The sequence below is a fragment of the Microbacterium sp. NRRL B-14842 genome (assembly GCF_050470785.1).
Genome location: NZ_JBFLUM010000099.1, coordinates 1 through 16,329 on the forward strand (window position 1 = coordinate 1; position 16,329 = coordinate 16,329).

27 protein-coding genes and 3 pseudogenes are annotated in these 16,329 nt (G+C 68.8%); 8 read left to right on the plus strand and 22 right to left on the minus strand.

Translation table 11 applies throughout. From position 1 onward, the window contains the following. Window positions 1–268 precede the first annotated feature (268 nt). Window positions 269–529 (plus strand): hypothetical protein, encoded by a 261-nt coding sequence (locus AB1285_RS27325; protein ID WP_005050818.1) that lies wholly within the window; start codon window positions 269–271, stop codon window positions 527–529. Between the two features lie 1,230 nt (window positions 530–1,759). Here AB1285_RS27325 and AB1285_RS27330 read toward each other — a convergent pair. Continuing rightward, complete coding sequence (locus tag AB1285_RS27330; RefSeq protein WP_429978312.1) at window positions 1,760–2,188, minus strand: DUF6927 domain-containing protein; 429 nt, start codon at window positions 2,186–2,188, stop codon at window positions 1,760–1,762. A 400-nt stretch (window positions 2,189–2,588) separates the two neighbouring features. Then, the gene (locus tag AB1285_RS27335; protein WP_429978313.1) at window positions 2,589–2,963 is read right to left on the minus strand and encodes a hypothetical protein; all 375 of its coding nucleotides are present in this window, start codon (window positions 2,961–2,963) and stop codon (window positions 2,589–2,591) included. A gap of 867 nt (window positions 2,964–3,830) precedes the next feature. Between AB1285_RS27335 and AB1285_RS27340 the strand changes: the two genes are divergently transcribed. Beyond that, window positions 3,831–4,235, plus strand: coding sequence for a hypothetical protein (locus tag AB1285_RS27340; RefSeq protein ID WP_429978314.1), 405 nt, complete (start codon window positions 3,831–3,833; stop codon window positions 4,233–4,235). Between the two features lie 340 nt (window positions 4,236–4,575). On the opposite strand, the gene AB1285_RS27345 is transcribed toward AB1285_RS27340, so the two are convergent. The 3 genes from AB1285_RS27345 to AB1285_RS27355 form a co-directional block, all read right to left on the minus strand. Continuing rightward, a complete protein-coding gene (locus tag AB1285_RS27345) occupies window positions 4,576–4,791 on the minus strand; it encodes a hypothetical protein (RefSeq protein WP_429978315.1) in 216 nt (71 codons plus the stop codon). Between the two features lie 119 nt (window positions 4,792–4,910). Further along, a complete protein-coding gene (locus AB1285_RS27350) occupies window positions 4,911–5,381 on the minus strand; it encodes a hypothetical protein (protein ID WP_429978316.1) in 471 nt (156 codons plus the stop codon). Window positions 5,382–5,548: 167 nt separating this feature from the next. Next, window positions 5,549–5,968, minus strand: coding sequence for a hypothetical protein (locus AB1285_RS27355; RefSeq protein WP_429978317.1), 420 nt, complete (start codon window positions 5,966–5,968; stop codon window positions 5,549–5,551). Window positions 5,969–6,110: 142 nt separating this feature from the next. Between AB1285_RS27355 and AB1285_RS27360 the strand changes: the two genes are divergently transcribed. Further along, entirely contained in the window at window positions 6,111–6,419 is a 309-nt protein-coding gene (locus tag AB1285_RS27360) for a hypothetical protein (RefSeq protein WP_429978318.1), read from the plus strand. Between the two features lie 101 nt (window positions 6,420–6,520). Here the strand turns inward: AB1285_RS27360 and AB1285_RS27365 are convergent, their stop codons facing one another. After that, the gene (locus tag AB1285_RS27365) at window positions 6,521–6,952 is read right to left on the minus strand and encodes a DUF6573 family protein (protein WP_005050841.1); all 432 of its coding nucleotides are present in this window, start codon (window positions 6,950–6,952) and stop codon (window positions 6,521–6,523) included. A 255-nt stretch (window positions 6,953–7,207) separates the two neighbouring features. Between AB1285_RS27365 and AB1285_RS27370 the strand changes: the two genes are divergently transcribed. After that, entirely contained in the window at window positions 7,208–7,573 is a 366-nt protein-coding gene (locus AB1285_RS27370; protein WP_429978319.1) for a DUF1643 domain-containing protein, read from the plus strand. Here the strand turns inward: AB1285_RS27370 and AB1285_RS27375 are convergent. The 5 genes from AB1285_RS27375 to AB1285_RS27395 form a co-directional block, all read right to left on the minus strand. Further along, a complete protein-coding gene (locus tag AB1285_RS27375) occupies window positions 7,570–7,962 on the minus strand; it encodes a hypothetical protein (protein WP_429978320.1) in 393 nt (130 codons plus the stop codon). The two genes, AB1285_RS27370 and AB1285_RS27375, sit on opposite strands and share 4 nt — an antisense overlap. After that, window positions 7,959–8,243, minus strand: a complete 285-nt coding sequence (locus tag AB1285_RS27380) for a hypothetical protein (protein ID WP_005050846.1) — start codon at window positions 8,241–8,243, stop codon at window positions 7,959–7,961. Before AB1285_RS27380 ends, AB1285_RS27375 begins: the two co-directional genes overlap by 4 nt. Window positions 8,244–8,367: 124 nt before the next feature. Next, window positions 8,368–8,796: a hypothetical protein gene (locus tag AB1285_RS27385; RefSeq protein WP_429978321.1), complete on the minus strand. Its 429-nt coding sequence runs from the start codon at window positions 8,794–8,796 to the stop codon at window positions 8,368–8,370. Beyond that, window positions 8,793–8,948 (minus strand): hypothetical protein, encoded by a 156-nt coding sequence (locus AB1285_RS27390; RefSeq protein ID WP_429978322.1) that lies wholly within the window; start codon window positions 8,946–8,948, stop codon window positions 8,793–8,795. Before AB1285_RS27390 ends, AB1285_RS27385 begins: the two co-directional genes overlap by 4 nt. Further along, window positions 8,945–9,127 (minus strand): hypothetical protein, encoded by a 183-nt coding sequence (locus tag AB1285_RS27395; protein ID WP_429978323.1) that lies wholly within the window; start codon window positions 9,125–9,127, stop codon window positions 8,945–8,947. The genes AB1285_RS27390 and AB1285_RS27395 overlap by 4 nt, the downstream gene beginning before the upstream one ends. A 71-nt stretch (window positions 9,128–9,198) precedes the next feature. Between AB1285_RS27395 and AB1285_RS27400 the strand changes: the two genes are divergently transcribed. Beyond that, window positions 9,199–9,435: a hypothetical protein gene (locus tag AB1285_RS27400; RefSeq protein ID WP_429978324.1), complete on the plus strand. Its 237-nt coding sequence runs from the start codon at window positions 9,199–9,201 to the stop codon at window positions 9,433–9,435. Between the two features lie 744 nt (window positions 9,436–10,179). Here the strand turns inward: AB1285_RS27400 and AB1285_RS27405 are convergent. The 10 genes and pseudogenes from AB1285_RS27405 to AB1285_RS27450 all read right to left on the minus strand — a co-directional run. After that, complete coding sequence (locus tag AB1285_RS27405; protein ID WP_005052851.1) at window positions 10,180–10,368, minus strand: hypothetical protein; 189 nt, start codon at window positions 10,366–10,368, stop codon at window positions 10,180–10,182. 119 nt (window positions 10,369–10,487) lie between these two features. Continuing rightward, window positions 10,488–10,700 carry a hypothetical protein gene (locus tag AB1285_RS27410; RefSeq protein WP_005052853.1) on the minus strand — a complete coding sequence of 71 codons (213 nt, stop codon included), beginning with the start codon at window positions 10,698–10,700 and terminating at the stop codon, window positions 10,488–10,490. Window positions 10,701–10,864: 164 nt separating this feature from the next. Next, complete coding sequence (locus AB1285_RS27415; protein ID WP_005052845.1) at window positions 10,865–11,137, minus strand: hypothetical protein; 273 nt, start codon at window positions 11,135–11,137, stop codon at window positions 10,865–10,867. A 668-nt stretch (window positions 11,138–11,805) separates the two neighbouring features. Then, window positions 11,806–12,204: a hypothetical protein gene (locus AB1285_RS27420; RefSeq protein WP_429978325.1), complete on the minus strand. Its 399-nt coding sequence runs from the start codon at window positions 12,202–12,204 to the stop codon at window positions 11,806–11,808. Then, the gene (locus AB1285_RS27425; protein WP_429978326.1) at window positions 12,201–12,677 is read right to left on the minus strand and encodes a hypothetical protein; all 477 of its coding nucleotides are present in this window, start codon (window positions 12,675–12,677) and stop codon (window positions 12,201–12,203) included. The genes AB1285_RS27420 and AB1285_RS27425 overlap by 4 nt, the downstream gene beginning before the upstream one ends. A 113-nt stretch (window positions 12,678–12,790) precedes the next feature. Then, window positions 12,791–13,258 (minus strand): hypothetical protein, encoded by a 468-nt coding sequence (locus tag AB1285_RS27430; RefSeq protein WP_429978327.1) that lies wholly within the window; start codon window positions 13,256–13,258, stop codon window positions 12,791–12,793. A 310-nt stretch (window positions 13,259–13,568) separates the two neighbouring features. Further along, entirely contained in the window at window positions 13,569–13,799 is a 231-nt protein-coding gene (locus AB1285_RS27435) for a DUF4192 family protein (RefSeq protein WP_429978329.1), read from the minus strand. Next, entirely contained in the window at window positions 13,796–13,945 is a 150-nt protein-coding gene (locus AB1285_RS27440) for a hypothetical protein (protein ID WP_429978330.1), read from the minus strand. The genes AB1285_RS27435 and AB1285_RS27440 overlap by 4 nt, the downstream gene beginning before the upstream one ends. 1 nt (window position 13,946) lies before the next feature. Beyond that, the gene (locus AB1285_RS27445) at window positions 13,947–14,351 is read right to left on the minus strand and encodes a hypothetical protein (protein WP_429978331.1); all 405 of its coding nucleotides are present in this window, start codon (window positions 14,349–14,351) and stop codon (window positions 13,947–13,949) included. Window positions 14,352–14,370: 19 nt separating this feature from the next. After that, a pseudogene (locus AB1285_RS27450) lies at window positions 14,371–14,580 on the minus strand (DUF4192 family protein); the annotation flags it as partial. A gap of 70 nt (window positions 14,581–14,650) precedes the next feature. Between AB1285_RS27450 and AB1285_RS27455 the strand changes: the two are divergent. The 3 genes and pseudogenes from AB1285_RS27455 to AB1285_RS27465 form a co-directional block, all read left to right on the plus strand. Continuing rightward, window positions 14,651–15,160, plus strand: a complete 510-nt coding sequence (locus AB1285_RS27455; RefSeq protein WP_429978328.1) for an FAD-binding protein — start codon at window positions 14,651–14,653, stop codon at window positions 15,158–15,160. Continuing rightward, entirely contained in the window at window positions 15,157–15,456 is a 300-nt protein-coding gene (locus tag AB1285_RS27460; RefSeq protein WP_005052188.1) for a Dabb family protein, read from the plus strand. Before AB1285_RS27455 ends, AB1285_RS27460 begins: the two co-directional genes overlap by 4 nt. Before the next feature lie 42 nt (window positions 15,457–15,498). Further along, window positions 15,499–15,909, plus strand: a pseudogene (locus AB1285_RS27465) (nuclear transport factor 2 family protein); the annotation flags it as partial. A gap of 150 nt (window positions 15,910–16,059) precedes the next feature. On the opposite strand, the pseudogene AB1285_RS27470 reads toward AB1285_RS27465, so the two are convergent. Continuing rightward, window positions 16,060–16,329 (minus strand): annotated as a pseudogene (locus AB1285_RS27470) (4-hydroxybenzoate 3-monooxygenase); the annotation flags it as partial.

The window sequence follows — 16,329 nt, forward strand, 5'->3', positions numbered from 1 at the left end:
GTTCCCGGCGTAGGCGCCGATCTCGCCGTTGTCGAACAGCCGTCGCGGGCGTCGGGTTCACCCAGGTCGATCTCTTCCTGGCGGTGCCCGAAGTTGAGGGTGAGCTTCATGGTGTCCTCCGTAGTAGGTGGTGAATGTGACATTCATAGGCTACGGTGGGGGTCCGACATTGCGCCGGCGAGCGAGCGATGCACTCTGTGTCCGCGAAGCAGCCGGGTGCGGCCTATACCCCTCAGACGGGCACAAGCCCGCGACGAGAGGAGGAGCGATGCCGAGTCGCGAAGAGGTAGACGACGTCCTGCAGCGCGTGGGGCTGGCGGCGATCTCGTACTACCCAGAGATTCACATCGACGAGCCGGACTACACCGTCGACACCGACGTTGATTGGTGCCTCGAGCCGGTGACCGACCTGACCGATGAGCAACGCGCCCCGCTGCGAGAGGCGGTCGGCCTGGCGATCACCAACCCGACAGCTCACCGGTACGCCCTGTTCCAGACGTTGCTCGAGCTGGCGCCAGCGGAGTCGTAATGTCCGCCGGCGTCGACGACTCGTCGGCGCGACCGGTGGCGGACCAACCGACCCTCACGCGGCATGGCTGCGAGCGGGTCAGGCACGCCAGCAGGCGAAGCGCGCCGAGCAGGAGCAGTCGGCTGCGGCGAGCGCTGCGGCCGATCCGAAGCGGGACTACGCGAAGCGGTATCGCGAGGAGCATCGCGAGGAGATCCGCGCGTACCGGGCGAAGTATCACGCGGAGAACCGTGACGAAGTGAACCGGAAGAACCGGGAGTACATGCGGGAGCGGTCGCGGAAGATGCGAGCGCAGAAGGAGCGGCGCGAGAAGGACCGCGAGCGGGTGCGGCGGTGGACCGAGGCTAACGTGAGCGCAAGCGCGAGACGATCAGGCGGTGGCACGCGGAGCACCCAGAGAAGACGGCGGAGTACTCGCGGCGCTACTACGAGCGCAACCGTGACGCGGTGCTGGCCAGGGCGAGACAGCGTCGAGATCAGAGCCCGGAGAAGGTGAGGCGTCGTCGCGGGACTGGCAGCAGCGCAACCGGGAACACCTGACCGAGTGGCAGCGGCAGTATCGGGCTGAGAACCCGGATGTGTATGAGCGGGCGCTGCAGTCCAACCGTGAGTCGAAGCGGCTGGCTCGCCGCCTCAAGTCGTTGGGGTTGCCGGCAAAGCGCGTGCGTCGGTCCCCGGCAGCAGAGCGGCGAGCGCATGAGGCGGAGTCGCGGGAGTTCTTCGAGCGGGACCGGGCGGTGAGCGCGCGGAAGCGGGTCATGGCGGAGTACACACCGCTGGATCAGGCGGCGCTCGAGGCGTGGCGGGCGAGGTCGCCATTGGCGCGTCGACGGGATGCGCAGCTGTCGCGGTTCGGCGGCAGCTGCGCACGGGCGCGGGCAGGATATCGGAGATCCGTGAAGAGGTTCGGATGGATGCCGTTGCACGGCGACTGCGGGGAGACAGCCTCGACGCGCCCGCGGAGCTGCGTCAGCGGTCTTCGACGCCGCGGGAGGCCAGGAGTACCTCGCGGCGGGTGGCGATCGCCATACGGCGGCGCTGATGCTCGAGGAGTCCCTAGATGGGCTGGTCAAGCCTGTCGCGCTCCCGGATGGGCGGGGGATGGTGTGGGTGCCGGAGCACACGCGCGCAGGACGGGAGATCGCCGGTCACTGGCGCCGCGCCCCGGCGCTGAGCAGCTGCGCGGTGAGGACTGCGGGGGCGTCCCTGTGTGGGGCGCCCCGCACTCGCTCAGCTGGTTGCGGCGAGCGCGTAGCTGCGTGCCCGCCAGCGGGGGATGCGCACGCGCACGCCGTGGTGGTCGATCACGCGGAGCACGTCGCGCCCTTCGACCTCGAAGACGGTCTCCGTGGTGGTCTGCAGCCCACCTCCGAAGGTGAACGGCTCTGCGAAGCGGATGTGGTCGCCGCGGCGGACGCGGGGCTTGGCTTCCTCGAGCTCGAGGTTCGCCCAGCAGGCGGCGCGCCACTGGTTGGCGTACTCGTGGTCGGTCGGGGTGAGGGCCTCGAGCACCCGGCGGGTGTGCGTGGACTGCGCCGGGGCCGACCGTCTCGTCCATGTCCTTGTACGTGAAGTTGTAGTAGCTGGACGGGCGACGGAGTAGAGCACGACGAACGCGAAGACCTCCCCGGCGTGGGGGTGGCCGTCGTTGTAGCGCACCGCGGCGTAGAACTCGTAGGGCCAGTCGTAGCTCCGCCGATGTAGTCGGGGTCGCGGCGGGTGCGCTGGCGATGATCGTGGCGTTGGTGAAGTAGTCCGCGAAGTAGTCGCTGACGCTGACGCCGGCCGTCTTGTGAGTGGATGTGGCACCCATGGGTGTCCTCCTCGGTTGCTAGTGAATGTGACATTCACAGGCTAAGGGAGGCCTCCGACATCGCCGACGTGACAGCAACAACGACGGCGGCGGGATGGCGAGCGCGAGCGCGGGGCCGAGCTCGGGGAGAGCGAAGGGCTACCAGGCCTCGGGGTCAAGAAGTTCGTCAGCGACATCGACGAAGTAGTCGTCGTCTTCTCACTCATGCGTAGAGGCCCTCGAAGACCACGCCGATTGCAAACGTCATCACGACGAGTCCGCCCAACGGCCGATGAACTCCGAGTAGAGATCGAAAGCTCTGTGCTCTCTGGCTCGGCTCGAAGATCTCGTACATGATCTTGCTTGACTCCTCGTCCCAGCGTTCGGTGAAGGATGGCGCGCGATTGCCCCGGTGAGAACCTCGTCCTCGAACCAGGAATCCAGGAGGCTGAGCGTCGTCCCGATGATCTGCGCGGGGGTTGGTTCTTCGTCGGGGGTCATCCCGGTGAGGAAGTCGGAGAAGTCTTCGTAGTCGGCCTCCCACAAGTGACTCTGCAGCGAGCCGTATCGCGCCGGGAACGCCTCTTTTCGAGCCTCACCTGTAGGCACCGCCATGATGAAGTTGTGACGTTGGATCGCCACCTGTAGGCCATCGTTGATCTCGTCGATTGTGTAGGCCTTGCCGCTGTCGAGGTCGATGTCACTTTCGAGAAGCAGCGGCTTGAGCTGCTTGAAGAGTTCAGCTGCCAGCCCTGTCTCTACACGCCGCCGAAACTGTCGCGGCCGCTGCTGTCTACGTTGGCATGAACGAGTCTCCTCATCAGGCGTCTGTAGCTCAGACCATAGCCGAGGGGTCTGTTGCCCGGAGCCGGGACATCGCCTGTGGTGCCGTGAGACGATGCGTCGATGAGACGACCCATCGCGACGGCGCGGCGGGTGGGCTGCGGATGCCGGCCGTGTGGGATCGGGCCTCGCTCGAGGCGGTCGGGTTCGTGGGGTTCGTTCGATTCGCGGATCTTGCGGCCCGCGAGGGTGCCGACTGAGGCGGGGATCTACGTGGTGCTGCGTCCGGCGGCGACGTCGCCGGAGCTGCTCGAGCTGACGCGAGCGCGGGCGGGATCCGCCTACCCTTTGGATGACCTCGCGGCTCGGTGGGTGTCGGGGGACGCCGGTGCTGTACATCGGCAAGGCAGAGGCGAAGTGGGCGGCTGCGCAAGCGGCTGGGGCAGTTCGCGCGGAAGGGTGCCAGCCACCAGGGCGGGCGTTCGATCTGGCAGCTGGCCGATCAAGACGAGCTGCTCGTTGCGTGGGTGACGACGCCGGAGGAGTCCGCGGAGGACGTGGAGGTTCGCTACCGCGCCGCGTTCGCTGACGTGTTCGGTCGCTGGCCGTTCGCGAACCGGAAGCGATGAGGGCAGGCGGTTGATGAGAGGGGTTTCGCCGGGATCTAGGTTGCTACCGCGGGCCTGTGTACGCTCTCGGCCATGAGGGGCAGACAGGTTTGAGGACGTGGAACTTGGCGCGTTTGAGCGCTTCTATGACGAGCGACCCTTCGAGGGGCGCAGCTATCCCGGCCCATACTTCGAGACCGAGATCGCGTCGGGCATGAAGCGCGGGTTAGCGGTGTCCGTGGAGGGGCCTACGGTCGATGACGCGCGGGCGCTCATGGATCAGGTGAGGGCCATTATCGCCCGCCCGCTGCCCACCCACGAGATGTACTCTGCGCTGCTCGAGACATTCCCCAAGGCGTTCCCCTGGAATACCCCAAGACAGATGAGCTATGCCGTCACGCCGAGTGCCATTTGCGTCGGAAGGAGGGAGACTACTCAGTCCACTTCGACGTCGACTCGGAAGACGACACTCAAGTCGACTATTGGCCTGTCGTGTGGCTTGACCGTGACGGCAACATTCTGAGCGCTCACGCCGATGGCGGACGTGGCGAATATCCCGGAGGTCGGGACTACACCCTCCCGGAGGCGACCGAGGCGTTGGTGCGATCCTGGCCGTCGAAGAACATTTGGGCAGAGGACATCGCGACCCGTCTGGACAAACTGGACGGGCTGGGCTGAGCCCCGCGTTCGTCGACGGGGCCCAGCGCGGCGGTGTCAGCCTCGTGCGGCTGCCAGCTCAGCGTCGATCGGCGCCGCTCGCCGCCGGGGTGAGTGCTGCCCAGCAGCACGACGCGGCGATCCAATGCGACCTCACCCGTGGAGCGAGTCGACCCAGTCGGTGACGTCGGCGCGCTGCGCCTCGGTCAGCTGGTCGACGGCCAGGCCGGCAGGATCGTATCGGGCAGGGTGAGGGTCTTGCGCAGGTACTCGAAGTCAACCTCGTTGCGCCAGGCGCGCTCCGACTCGATGAACCGGTCGATCTGCGCGTTGTCGGGGTGCCACTGGCATCCGCCGATGCAGGCCTCCTCGGGGTCGACGGACTGAAACCAGACGGCGTGTACGGTGCGGTTGGTGGTCATGGCATCCTCCCGGATTGCTAGTGAATGTGACATTCATAGGCTACGGGGGGCCTCCGACATTGGCAGCGGCGAGCGCCGCGAGGGGCGGGGCGGGCGGTGTGCCGCCCCGCCGGGTTGGGTTACTCGCGCTCCCAGTCGGTGACTTCCGCGTCGATCGAGTCGGCGACGTAGTTGTCGGATCGGAGCGACTCGATCACGTCTTCGACGGTGTACGCTCGATCGCGAGGTCTTCCGCTTCGTCCGACGTGCGGGCGGTGACCGAGACGGTAACGGCGCTGGGTCAGTGTGACGGAGAGGGTCACCCGGAAGTCGCGCTCGCGCGGGGTGCCGCCGATCGCTTCCACGAGCCGGTCGTACTCGGAGCAGAAGCCCTCATCGTTGGCGATCTGCTCACCCTTCTCCCAGATCGCCGCGAGCCGGTCGTCGGCGGCGTCGGTGATCGGCAGTCGCAGCCTGTCGATCTCGCGCTGCTGCGTTCGACGGTCAGCGCGAGATCCGCGGCCTGCGCCTGGGCGGCGGACGAGATCGGCCTGCGTGCGGGCATCTCCCCGGACGTAGGCGCCGCGCCGCTCGGTGACCGGGGCGGGCATGTCGAGCTGGCCCTGAGCGAACTCGATTGTTGGTGGTGGTTGCCATGGTGTCCTCCTTGGAACGTAGGCGGTGAATGTGACATTCACAGGCTACGGGGGGCCTCCGACATTGCTGCGGCGAGCGCGGCAGTGCCCCGCGGTAGATCCCGGCGGGGCACTGGGGAGGTTCAGCTGGCGGGTGGTGTGAGTGCCGCGAGGAGTGCTCTGAGGGCGTCCACAGCCCCGTCACGGGCCTCGAAGACGGCATCCATGGTATCGGCCTCTGTGGAGCGCTCGGCCTCCTCGATCGCCGCCTGTGCGGCGCCGGTCAGCTCGCGCAGGCGGGCGGTGTCTGCGGCGAGCGCGAGGGGGTGCTCGTGCTCGGTGATGTGCAGCGTCCATCCGTCGCCGGTCGGGGTCGCCCACACGGTGGCGATCGCCTGTCCTTCGGCGTTGTCGAAGTCGACCTTGCCGAAGTCGTCGCCGTGGTGGGCGAGGATGCGTGCTCGGTCGTCGACGGGCATCGAGTACAGGTGGGAGTTGCTCGGCGTCCAGGTCGCCGGTTCGGCGCGCTGGCCGGTGTCGTAGGGAGTGAGTGCGGTGGTCATGGCTGGTCCTTTCGTCAGAGGGTCGGGGCGGGCGCGGTGCCGCCCCCGGTGGTGTCAGCGGTGTGAGCAGCCCGGCGATGATCCTGTCGACGGACTCGGCCGAGACCGTCACGGCGCAGGGGATGCAGACCTCTGTGCGGGTGTGGCGGATGTCCTCGTGGTCCAAGATCGTGACGACGTAGTTGCGGGCGTCCTGGACGCCGCACTCGGCGCAGGAGTATCCGACCGGCGGGGCGTCGGTCTCGGTGTCGTCGTCGATGCCCTGGCGGGCCAGTTCGACGGCCTGGCCGACCCAGTAGGCGACGGCCTGGTCGTCGACGACGAACGCGCCGTCGTCGATTGCCTCGATGAGCGAGCCGCCGTGGTTGCTGGTCATCCGCTCGAGGATCGTCGCGAGATCTCGTCGACGGTGAGTGGTGGTGGGTGCCATGGTGTCCTCCTTGGAACGTAGGCGGTGAATGTGACATTCACAGGCTACGGGAGGCCTCCGACATTGCTGCGGCGAGCGCGGCAGCGCCCCGCCGGTAGATCCCGGCGGGGCGCTGGTGGGGGTCAGTCTTCGCCGGGGAGGGCGATGATGATGCACGCCTGGCCGGTGAGGTTGTACCCCTCGATGCTCACGCGGAGTCGCTGGCGGCTGGCGGTGGTGGCGGTGCTCGGGTTGCCGGAGCGGGTGGCGTTCGGCACGCGCAGCACGTAGGTCTCGCGCGGGACGAGATCGCCGGCGACCTGGCGGGCGGTGGGGCGGATGACGTTGAGCACGTCCCAGAATCGGGCGTCCTCGCTCTGCCAGTCGCCCTCGCGGGTCCACTGCACCGCGGCCTCGTAGGCGGCGCGGGTGAGCAGTACCGTGAGCCGGTATCCGGCCTCGAGGGCGGTGGCGGGGTTGAAGTGCAGCAGCAGCCCGTCTGCGACGGCCTCCTCTGCGGTGTAGACGGCGATGATTTCTGCGCCCTTGAACGGGTTTTCGCTCTGCTCGGTCATGGTGTCCTCCCGGATCGCTTGCTAGTGAATGTGACGCTTACACTCTAAGTGAGGGGTCAGACATTGGGCCCGGCGGGTGAGCGCAGGACGATGGGAGACGGCGGCGTGCATGACTGAGACGTGGATCTACGAGCGCACGGCGGACAACTCTGCGCGCTTCGTGCTGGGGACGGTGGGCGTAAACCCTCTCGTGTGCGTCGGTGTGAACCCCAGCACCGCGGCGCCGGGAGACCCGGATCGCACCGTCAGCAAGTCATGGGGTTCGCGGCCCGAAACGGGTTCGACAGCTGGGTGATGCTGAACCTCTACCCGCAGAGATCCATCGACCCCAAGGGCATGCACCTGGTGCACGACCCCCAGCTGCAAGCCGATAACGAGCGACACATCGCCGATCTCATCGGCGGACGCCAGCTCACGATCGTCGCCGCGTGGGGCGAGCTGATCCGATCCCGCCCTTACCTCCCGCAGATGCTTGAGGGCATCGCCTCGGTGACGGATGCCTCCGGCTGTGACTGGGTGTCGATCGGCGATCTGCTCAAGAGCGGGCACCCCCGGCATCCGTCACGCGCCCGCTACGCCTGGCCGTTGCAGAGCTTCGACGTGGCGAGCTATCTGGCCTAGACGTGACGGTGCCCCGCCGATTGATCCCGGCGGGGCACCGTGCGGCTATTCCTCGTCCTCCGACCATTCCAGGCGGGGGTCGAAGTGGAACCGCTCGCGGGCCTCGTTGTGGGCGAGGTCGTCGCTGCGGGCCACGTACTCGTCCTCGCTGAGCGGGAGCCGTGGCCGTTCGCCCAGGGGAGCGGGTCGCGGTCACCGTCGCTCTCGGCCAGCCAGGTCTCGCGGATGATGTGGTCAGCGGTGCCGGTGTGCCCCAGCTCGTCGAACAGGTCGGCGAGGATGCGGCCCTCGGTCATGTTGATCGAGCTGAACACGTCGTCATGCCACCTGCCGATCATGTCGGCCGCGGCCGCGACGACGGCGAGGTCGGGGATCGTTCCGCTGCTCATCGCTGCACCTTCCCCAGTCCCCAGTCGGCTCGTTCCTCGTCGGCCATCCACACGGCCCGGTCGAGCGCGTGGTGAAGGTCGACGCCGCGCGCGTCGGCCAAGTGCACGAGATCCGTGAGCACGTCCCGGATCGCCTGGTCCGGCTCGCTCGGCTCGTCGTCGTACCAGGCCGCGATGAGCGTGTCCGTGCGGAACCGCGAGCGCTGCATGGTGTCGGTCTCGGTGTTCGCGTGCAGCTCGCGGCTCATCGTGAGCTCGAGCTGCGTGGTGGGGTTTGCCATGGTGTCCTCCAGGATCGTTGGCTAGTGAATGTGACATTTACAGCCTAGGGAGGGGGTCAGACATTGGCCGCGGCGAGCGCGACGGTGCCCCGCCGGATGATCCGGCGGGGCACCGATTAGAGCGTCAGCGGCGGATGCCGCGCGCCCAGTAGAGCGCCCACGGCAGGTCGAACCGTGCCGCGATGCCGTCGTGGGCGATGTGCAGCGCGCTCGCCGCGTACCGGCGCGTGGGGAGCGGCTGGATGCGCTGCGGGTGCACGTCTCGCTCGGGAGCCTGGTGCGGGGTGCTGCCGGTGAGGATGCGGCGGGCCGTGCCCTGGTAGGCGCGGTCGGCGTAGCCGGTGATGACCTGGAAGGCCACGAAGCCGGGCCCGCCCCACGGGGCGGCGTACTCCGTGTCGAACAGCCTCCACGTCTCGGTGATCGTCCGCGCGGCCGGATCGAAGCTGCGAGTGTGGATGACCGCCTCCGGGTCGTCCGGCCGCTCGGCCTCGATCGCGTCCAGCGCCGTGCCCAGCCGGTCGAGCACGCGGCGAGCGCGGGGCGATCTCATCGCGGCTGCTGAGCGCGTCGTGGTCGCCGCGGGTCGATCGAGTGCACCCACTCATCGCAGGCCCACGCGGTGAGCGGGAACGTCTCAAGGCATGCCCAGTCGCGGAACGCCTCGACGATCGGGTTGCGCCGGGTCGCGCTCGCCGCGGTCACGGTGCCACCACCCGCAGGGAGCGCAGCCAGTCGACCTCTTGGGCGTCGAGAACATGCCCGGTCGTGATCCAGTCGGCGGCATCGTCGGTGCCGTCGAGATCGCGGAGCGTGTACACCTGGCGGGGGGCGTCGTCGTGTTCGGGGTTGCCGTCGTAGATCGTGCCGTCGTTGAGGAACACCCGGATGCGGCCGGTGCTCTCGGTGGTGTCGATCTGCGCGACGGCCGCGCGTCGATGAGGGACACGTACCCGTGCACGTCGATGCCTGCGGCCTCGCCTGCGTGGTCGGCGACGGCCCGCTCGGCGGCGCCGGTCGCGAGCGCGCGGATCGCGTCGGCGTCCACGTCGCCCTGGCCGAGCGCTTGGGTGAGCCCGTCGATGTCCTCGTAGTTGAGCGCGATCGTCTCGGCGACGATCTCGCTGATCGGTTTGGTTGCCATGGTGTCCTCCCGGATCGTTGGCTAGTGAATGTGACGTTCACAGCCTAGGGAGGGGGTCGGACATCGGCGCGCGCTCGCCGCGAACGTGGGGCGCTCGCCGATGTCCGGGCGGGCTACATCTGCCCGACATCCCGCGCCATGCGCTCGCGGAACGCCGCGCACGCCGCGTCGATGACGGCGGCACGATAGGTGCTGCTCTCGCCCGCGGGGAGGGTCGCGAGCGCGTCTCGGAGGGCGGTGCGGGTGCTGTAGTGCAGAGCCTCGGATGCCTTGTGCGCCGAGCGGGTGCTGATGTCGTGGGTGAATCCGCTCGATGATCTCCGGGACGGTGAGTGGGGGCAGCTCGAAGCGGTAGCCGGCGAGGTCGGCCAGGATGATCGCGCGCTGCCGATCGGTGAGCGGGGTGCCGTACCCGCTGCTGGGGTACAGCTCGAGGTCTCCGCTGCGGCCAGCCCGGATGTTCACGCGGACGTAGGGACGCTCGGCGCGGCCGATGCGCACGTTGCTGATGCGCTCGCCGCTGTCGGGGTCGATCGGGCAGAGGTCGGCGCGCGGCTCGCCGAGTGTGGGGCCGGGCTCGTGACTGCGGGCGTCGGAGACCTCCAGGTCAGTCCGGCCGCGGTGAGTCGGTCGCCGAAGGTGAGGGGTGCGGTTGCCATGGTGTCCTCCCGATCGTTGGCTAGTGAATGTGACGTTCACAGCTTACGGGTGGGGTCGGACACTGCGGCGAGCGCGGCAGCGCCCCGCCGGTCAGTTCCGGCGGGGCGCTGCGGGAGGGGTCGTGCTCGTCGCCTACTGGGGGGAGAGGGCGTTGGTGACCTGAGTCTTGATCTCTTCGGCGGCGAGGATCATCGCGCCGTCCTTGTGTGACTCGCCGTAGGCCGCGATCACGCCCGCGATCGCGCCCCATTCGGCTGCGGCCAGGCTCACGGGGATGGGCTTCGGCTGTGATCCTGCGGGCGATCCGCTCTCGCTGGTCATGGTGTCCTCCTGGGTGTCAGGTAGTGAATGTGATGTTCACAGTCTAGGGCGGGGGTCGGACATTGCGGCGAGCGCGACAGCGCCCCGCCGGTAGATCCCGGCGGGGCGCTGTCGGTGGGTCAGTAGTCCTCGTCGGTGCGGGCGAGGGTGTCGATGATCCGCAGTCCGTTGTGGAGGGGGATGGTGACGGTGGACAGGAGCGTGTAGCCCTGTGCGCCGTAGGCGTTCAGGTCGTCGTCGCGCTGCTGGCGAGCGCGGTTGCTGGCGATCTCGCCCTCCGCCTCGGTGTACTGGCGGGTGTCGATGGTGATGAATCGAGTGCGGTTTGCCATGGTGTCCTCCCGGATCGTTGGCTAGTGAATGTGACATTCACAGCCTACGGGTGGCCTCCGACATTGGAGCTGCCCACGGGTATAGGCCTCGGTTTCGGGGGTTCGCAGACATCGCAGGGCGGTGCCCCGCGACCGTCGCCGCGAGGCACCACACGAGGGGCTGGCTATGCGCCGGGGCACTCGGTGTCGATGTCGTCCTGGTCGAGCGGCAACAGTCCGCACGCCTGGCAGGTCGTCGTCCCGGTGAAGCGGCCGCTCTGCCACTGGTGGGCGAGCGGCTCGGCGGGTGCGTCCTCGTCGTCGGTGTCCATGGTCGCGGTCGCGCCGCAGTCCAGGCACCGGGCGGCGACGTCGCCGTTGAGGGTGACGACGACGCCGGGGACGCCGGAGAGCCATTCGATGTTGGCGTGGTCGCAGTCGGTAGTGGTGGTGGCCATGATGTCCTCCCGGAACGCTGGCTAGTGAATGTGACATTCACAGTCTAGAGAGGGGATCGGACATCGGCGGCGAGCGCACGCGACGGTGCCCTGCCGGTCGTCCGGCGGGGCACCGCGTGGGGTCAGGCCGCGTCGAGCGGCGTCCAGTCCCGTTCGTGGGCGGGGGGTGTAGTCGATCAGCGCCGCGAGGCGGTCGCGTGCGGCCTGTAGCGCCTCGATCTCGGTGTCGTTGCTGTCGCCCTCGGCGGCGGCGAAAGTGTCCTCGATCAGACCGGCGATCTCCTTCTGTGCCGCCTCGTCGATGAGGGTGAGGCGGGCGATCTCGCCGTCCGGGTAGCGGGCATCCAGCGCCGCGGCGTCCTGGTAGTCGAAGGCCCACTGCTCGCCGAGGATCGCGAACGCCGCGGCGATGTCGCGGCCGCGGTCGCCGGTGCTGATCGCGACGTAGCCGCGGTTCAGGCCGGTGCCGACGTGCGGGTGCAGGTCGGCGTGGTCGGGGGCCGAAGGTGATGTAGGTGGTCATGGTGTCCTCCCGGATCGGTTGGTAGTGAATGTGACGTTCACAGTCTAGGGCGGGGGTCGGACATCGCCGCGGGGTGTCGGTCGTGGGGTGCGTGGTGCGTGAGCGCCCCAGCCGAGGCGTAGGGCGCTCACGTCGTGGGGTGTGGCTACGCCTTCCAGGTGCCTTCCCAGCCCTCGGGGAGACGCACGCCGTGCTCGCCGTGCTCGTCGGTCTGGTGCAGGTACACGAGCACGTCGCCGGGGTCGGGGTCGGCCTCGTACTGCGGCACGGTGCGCTCGATGGTGTTGATCTGGCCGACGCAGTTGTAGCGCACGTCCACGTCGATCGCGCGCAGGTAGCCGTCCTCGACGTTGACGTGCTGATCGCAGCGCGGGCACCACAGCACGACGCGCTCGCCGTAGTCGGTCGGCTCGTCGAGCTCGACGATGCGCAGCGCGGGGAAATCGGCTGCCTCGATCTCGTGCATGACGCTCCACAGCCGGTCGATCAGGTCGTCGGCAGGGATGCGGGGAGCGGCCGCGGCCGCGGGTTCGGTGGTGGTCATTGTGTCCTCCTGGGAACGGTGAAGGCCTGCGGCGAGCGCGGGCGGGGATTAGAACTCGAGGTGCTCCCGCCGAGGGGAGGGGCGTGTAGCCGGCTCCCCTCGGGTGGGTGGTGCTCGCCGCCGCCGGGGTAGGTGTGCACCCGGCGGCGGGCGAGGGGGTCAGACGGCTTCGACCAGCCCAGGGCTGACGCGCCAGCCGTTGGCGAGCGTGTACGACTTGGGTTGGTGCGGACGATGAGCGTCTCGACTCCGGCCAGCCCGTCACGGGTGGTGCGCGGGTTGGCGACGATGCGCACGCGGGTTCCGGGGATCAGGCTCGGCAGCGCGGCCGCGGTGGCTTGCAGGGCAGCGGCGAGCGCGTCGTCGCTGTGCCCGGTCGGCTCGACGGTGGCGGTGCGGGCGAGGGTGTACACCTTGCCGGGTTCGGTGAGGGCTGCGATCTTCGCCTTGGTGCGGGCGAAGTCGATCAGCACGTACTTCGGTGCCGCGGAAGCGGAACGTGTCGCCGGGGGTGCGGGTGATGAGGGTGGTGGTGTCGGTCATGGCGTCCTCCTTGGACTCTCGACGGTGAATGTGACATTCACAGCTACGGGTGGCCTCCGACATTGGGCGGGGCGGGCGGCGCGGTCTGCGCGCCCGCCCCGGCGTGGGTCACTGGGCGGCGATCGCCGCGGGTGATCTCGGCGGTGACCCGCTCGCGCTTGGCGTCGGCATCGCGCCCCGGCTCGAAGTGACCGAACGCGGTCAGGTACGCCTCGATCTGCCCGCGCAGGTACTCGGTGTTGCTGGCGTCGGCGTTGAGGCCGATGATCGCGTAGCGCGCTGCGCTCGCCGCGGCCCGCCAGCCGCTCTGCGTGAGGCCGTGGGGGTCGCCCTCGGGGAGCGAGTAGGGCTGCTCGATCAGGCCGTCGCGCGCGGTGTACTTGGTGACGGTGCGCTCGGTGACCACGACGGCATCCAGATAGTCGGGGTCGCCCTGCCCGCCGAGGGGCACCCACACCTGGGGGTCGTCGTCCGGGTGGTCGGCGTCGATGCGAGCGAGCAGGGCGGGCATTGCGGGGTCGAGGGTGAACGGGTCGCTGAGGCTGTAGTCGTCCCAGGCCTGGCGCAGCTCGTCCGGCTCGATGGTCGTCCATCCTCGTCGAACTCGGCGCGCAGCGGAGCGTGGAAGCGGATCGCGCGCTCGACGGCTGCGCGGATGTCGTGGACGTTGTTGATGGTCTCGGTCATGGAGTCCTCCCGGAACGATTGCTAGTGAATGTGACATTCATAGGCTACGGGTGGCCTCCGACATCGCGCGGGGACATCGCGAGTGCGTCACGGGCGAGTGCCCGCCGGGGTGACCGGCGGGCACTCGGTGACGCTCAGCGGGCGAACGCCCAATCCGGGAGCACGGCTGCCGAGCAGAGGGTCGCGACGATCTGGCTCATGCCGTGGTCGGGGTCGATCGCGAGGGCGCGGTCGGTGTAGACGGTGGCGTGAGTGGATCGGCCCAGCGCCCAGGACAGCCAGGCGGCGGCGGCGAGCAGGTTGGGGCGCTCCTGGTCGTCGGCGTAGGCGGCAAGGTGGCGCACGAGCGCGAGTCCCGCCGTCAGCCGGTCGGCGTCGGGGCGGTCGCCCTGTCCGTAGAGGTGCGGGCGATGCTCTCGGGGACGGGTGCGCCCATGATCGAGTGGCCGATCTGCGCGGCCAGGGCACGGGTGCCGTTGCCGCGGTCGGTGGCCCACTGGATGAGGGCCACGTCACGCCCACAGCGGGATGCCGATGCCGGTGAGCAGGATCGCAGCCTGGCGGGTGTCGAGGTCGTCGGGGTCACCGGTCAGGGCGTCCTCCGCGACGGCGACGAAGTCCGCGAGGGCATCGTCGTCCATCCGCGCGGCCGCGAACGCGATCCGGGCGGCACGCGCCGGGTCGGCGTCGGGGATGCTCGCCCCGGCGGTCTGGGATGCTGCGACCTTCTCGCGCAGCGCGTCCGGGGTCGCGATCTCGGCGACGGGGCGCGGTGCCTCGCCGGTCAGGTGGCTGCCGTAGCCGTCGCTGGCGACGTAGAGCACGTCCACCAGGTGCAGTCCCTGCCGGTCGGCGACATCGGCGATCTGCTGGCCGAGATCGCGGGTGCTGTCGGCGTCCTCGGCGGCGTAGATCACGGGCGGCTACCCCGGTCACGCGCGGCACTCGGCAGACCAGCCCGAGGCTGGTGTGCGCGAGCGTCGCGGCATCCGCGTCGAGGTCGAGTCGCATCGCCCCGATCGTGCGCGACGCCTCGAAGGGCACGAGCACGAGCGAGTCCTGCGGGGTGAAGCCGAGCAGCGCGGGCACGAGGCCGAGGAAGTCGCGCGGGGTGCCCGCCTTGATGGTGGTCGGTGTGGTGGCCATGGTGTCCTCCCGGAACGTTGGCTAGTGAATGTGACATTTACAGGCTACGGGAGGCCTCCGACATTGGTCGATGCACGCCAGGAGCCGACTCCCGACTGGCTCGTCGAAGGAGCAACCCTCGGAGAGCTCGCCGGGAAGATCGACGTTCCCGCCCAGGCGCTGGCCGAGACGGTCGCGCGATTCAACGAGCACGCCGCCCGTGGGGAGGATCCGGACTTCCACCGCGGTGCGAGCGCGTACGACCGCTACTGGGGAGACGAACAGAACCCGTATCCCAATCCCCAGCCTCGCACCGCTCGAGCAAGGCCCCTACTACGCTCTCGCCGTGGTGAACGGCTGCTTCGGCACCAGCGGAGGGATCGCCACCGACGGCCTCGGAAGGGTCCTCGACGCAGACGGCGATGCCATACGCGGCCTGTTTGCGGTCGGCAACGCCTCCGAGAACGCCTTCGCCGCCGGCTACCCCGGCGCCGGCGCCACGCTCGGTCCGATCATGACCATGGCCTACCTTCTCGGGCGTACCGCCAGCGGCGCGTCGATCGGCGACCTGAGCCTTGCCGACGGAGCCGGGGCACGATGATCCGTCACGTCGTGTTCTTCTCGTTCGCAGCGAACCATGATCCTGCCGTGCTCGAGGAGTGGCGCGACCTGCTCGATGGTCTGCTCGGAAAGATTCCCGGCCTGGTCCGACTGTCACACGGCCCCGACGTGATGCGCAGCGAACGCGCATGGGACTATGCACTCGTCGCCGACTTCCGCACCCTCGACGATGTCCGTGCCTACGCGACGCACCCCGCGCATCTGCCGCTCTTCCCTCTCTCCGGAGCGATCTCGGAGCAGATCGCCTCGGTCGACTTCGAGATCGACGAGCAGTAGAGGAAGTACCCAGGCGCCGTGAAGAGCGAGGATGGTTTCTCGATGCCCCGAGTACGTGCGGTCACCCCCACCGTGGCAGAGGAGCTCCGCGACCTGAAGGCACGCTATTTTCACTACGTCGACCTGAAGCAGTGGGACGAACTGCGCGGACTCTTCGTGGACGACTGCGTCTTCGAAGGACTGTGGGCCGCCGCGCCCGACCCCGACACGTTCGTGGAGAACCTGATGCGCAACATGACCGAAGAGGTCGTCAGCGTCCATCACGGGTTCATGCCGCAGTTTCGGCGGATCGATGACTTCTCGGCTCGCGGGCGCTGGGCCATGACCGACTATCTGACGTGGCCACGCGGGTCACGAGGGTATATGGGGATCACCGTGCCGGAACAGAGGGGGATGCGGGGATATGGCTACTACGAGGAGCTCTACCGACTCACCGAGTCCGGCTGGCGCATCGCCTTCATGCGACTGAGCCGGATCCGCATGGATCCCATCGTTGGCGACGCGCCTGCGATCGACTACCCGGTGGTTCCCGCGTCCCCGGCTGGCTGGACTGACGCCGACCCGCGGGTGCCGCACCCTCTGGTCCGAACCGTGAGCGCCGGCTCAGGTGAGGGTGTGGAGGGGCCAGCCGGTGTATGCCTCGGCGAGGAAGCGGCGGCCGGCTTCGGACTCGACGACGGATTGGAGCTCTCCGAGCTGGCGGAGGCGGTCGAAGTCCCTTGCATCGGGGGCGACGTGAAGCATGCTGGTCATCCACCAGGAGAAGTGCTGGGCCTTCCAGATGCGGTGCAGCGCCGTCTCGGGGAAGGCCTCGACGAGGCGGCTGTCCCTCTCGAGCAGAAGCGCGCGCAGCGCGCGCTCGAGAACGAGGAC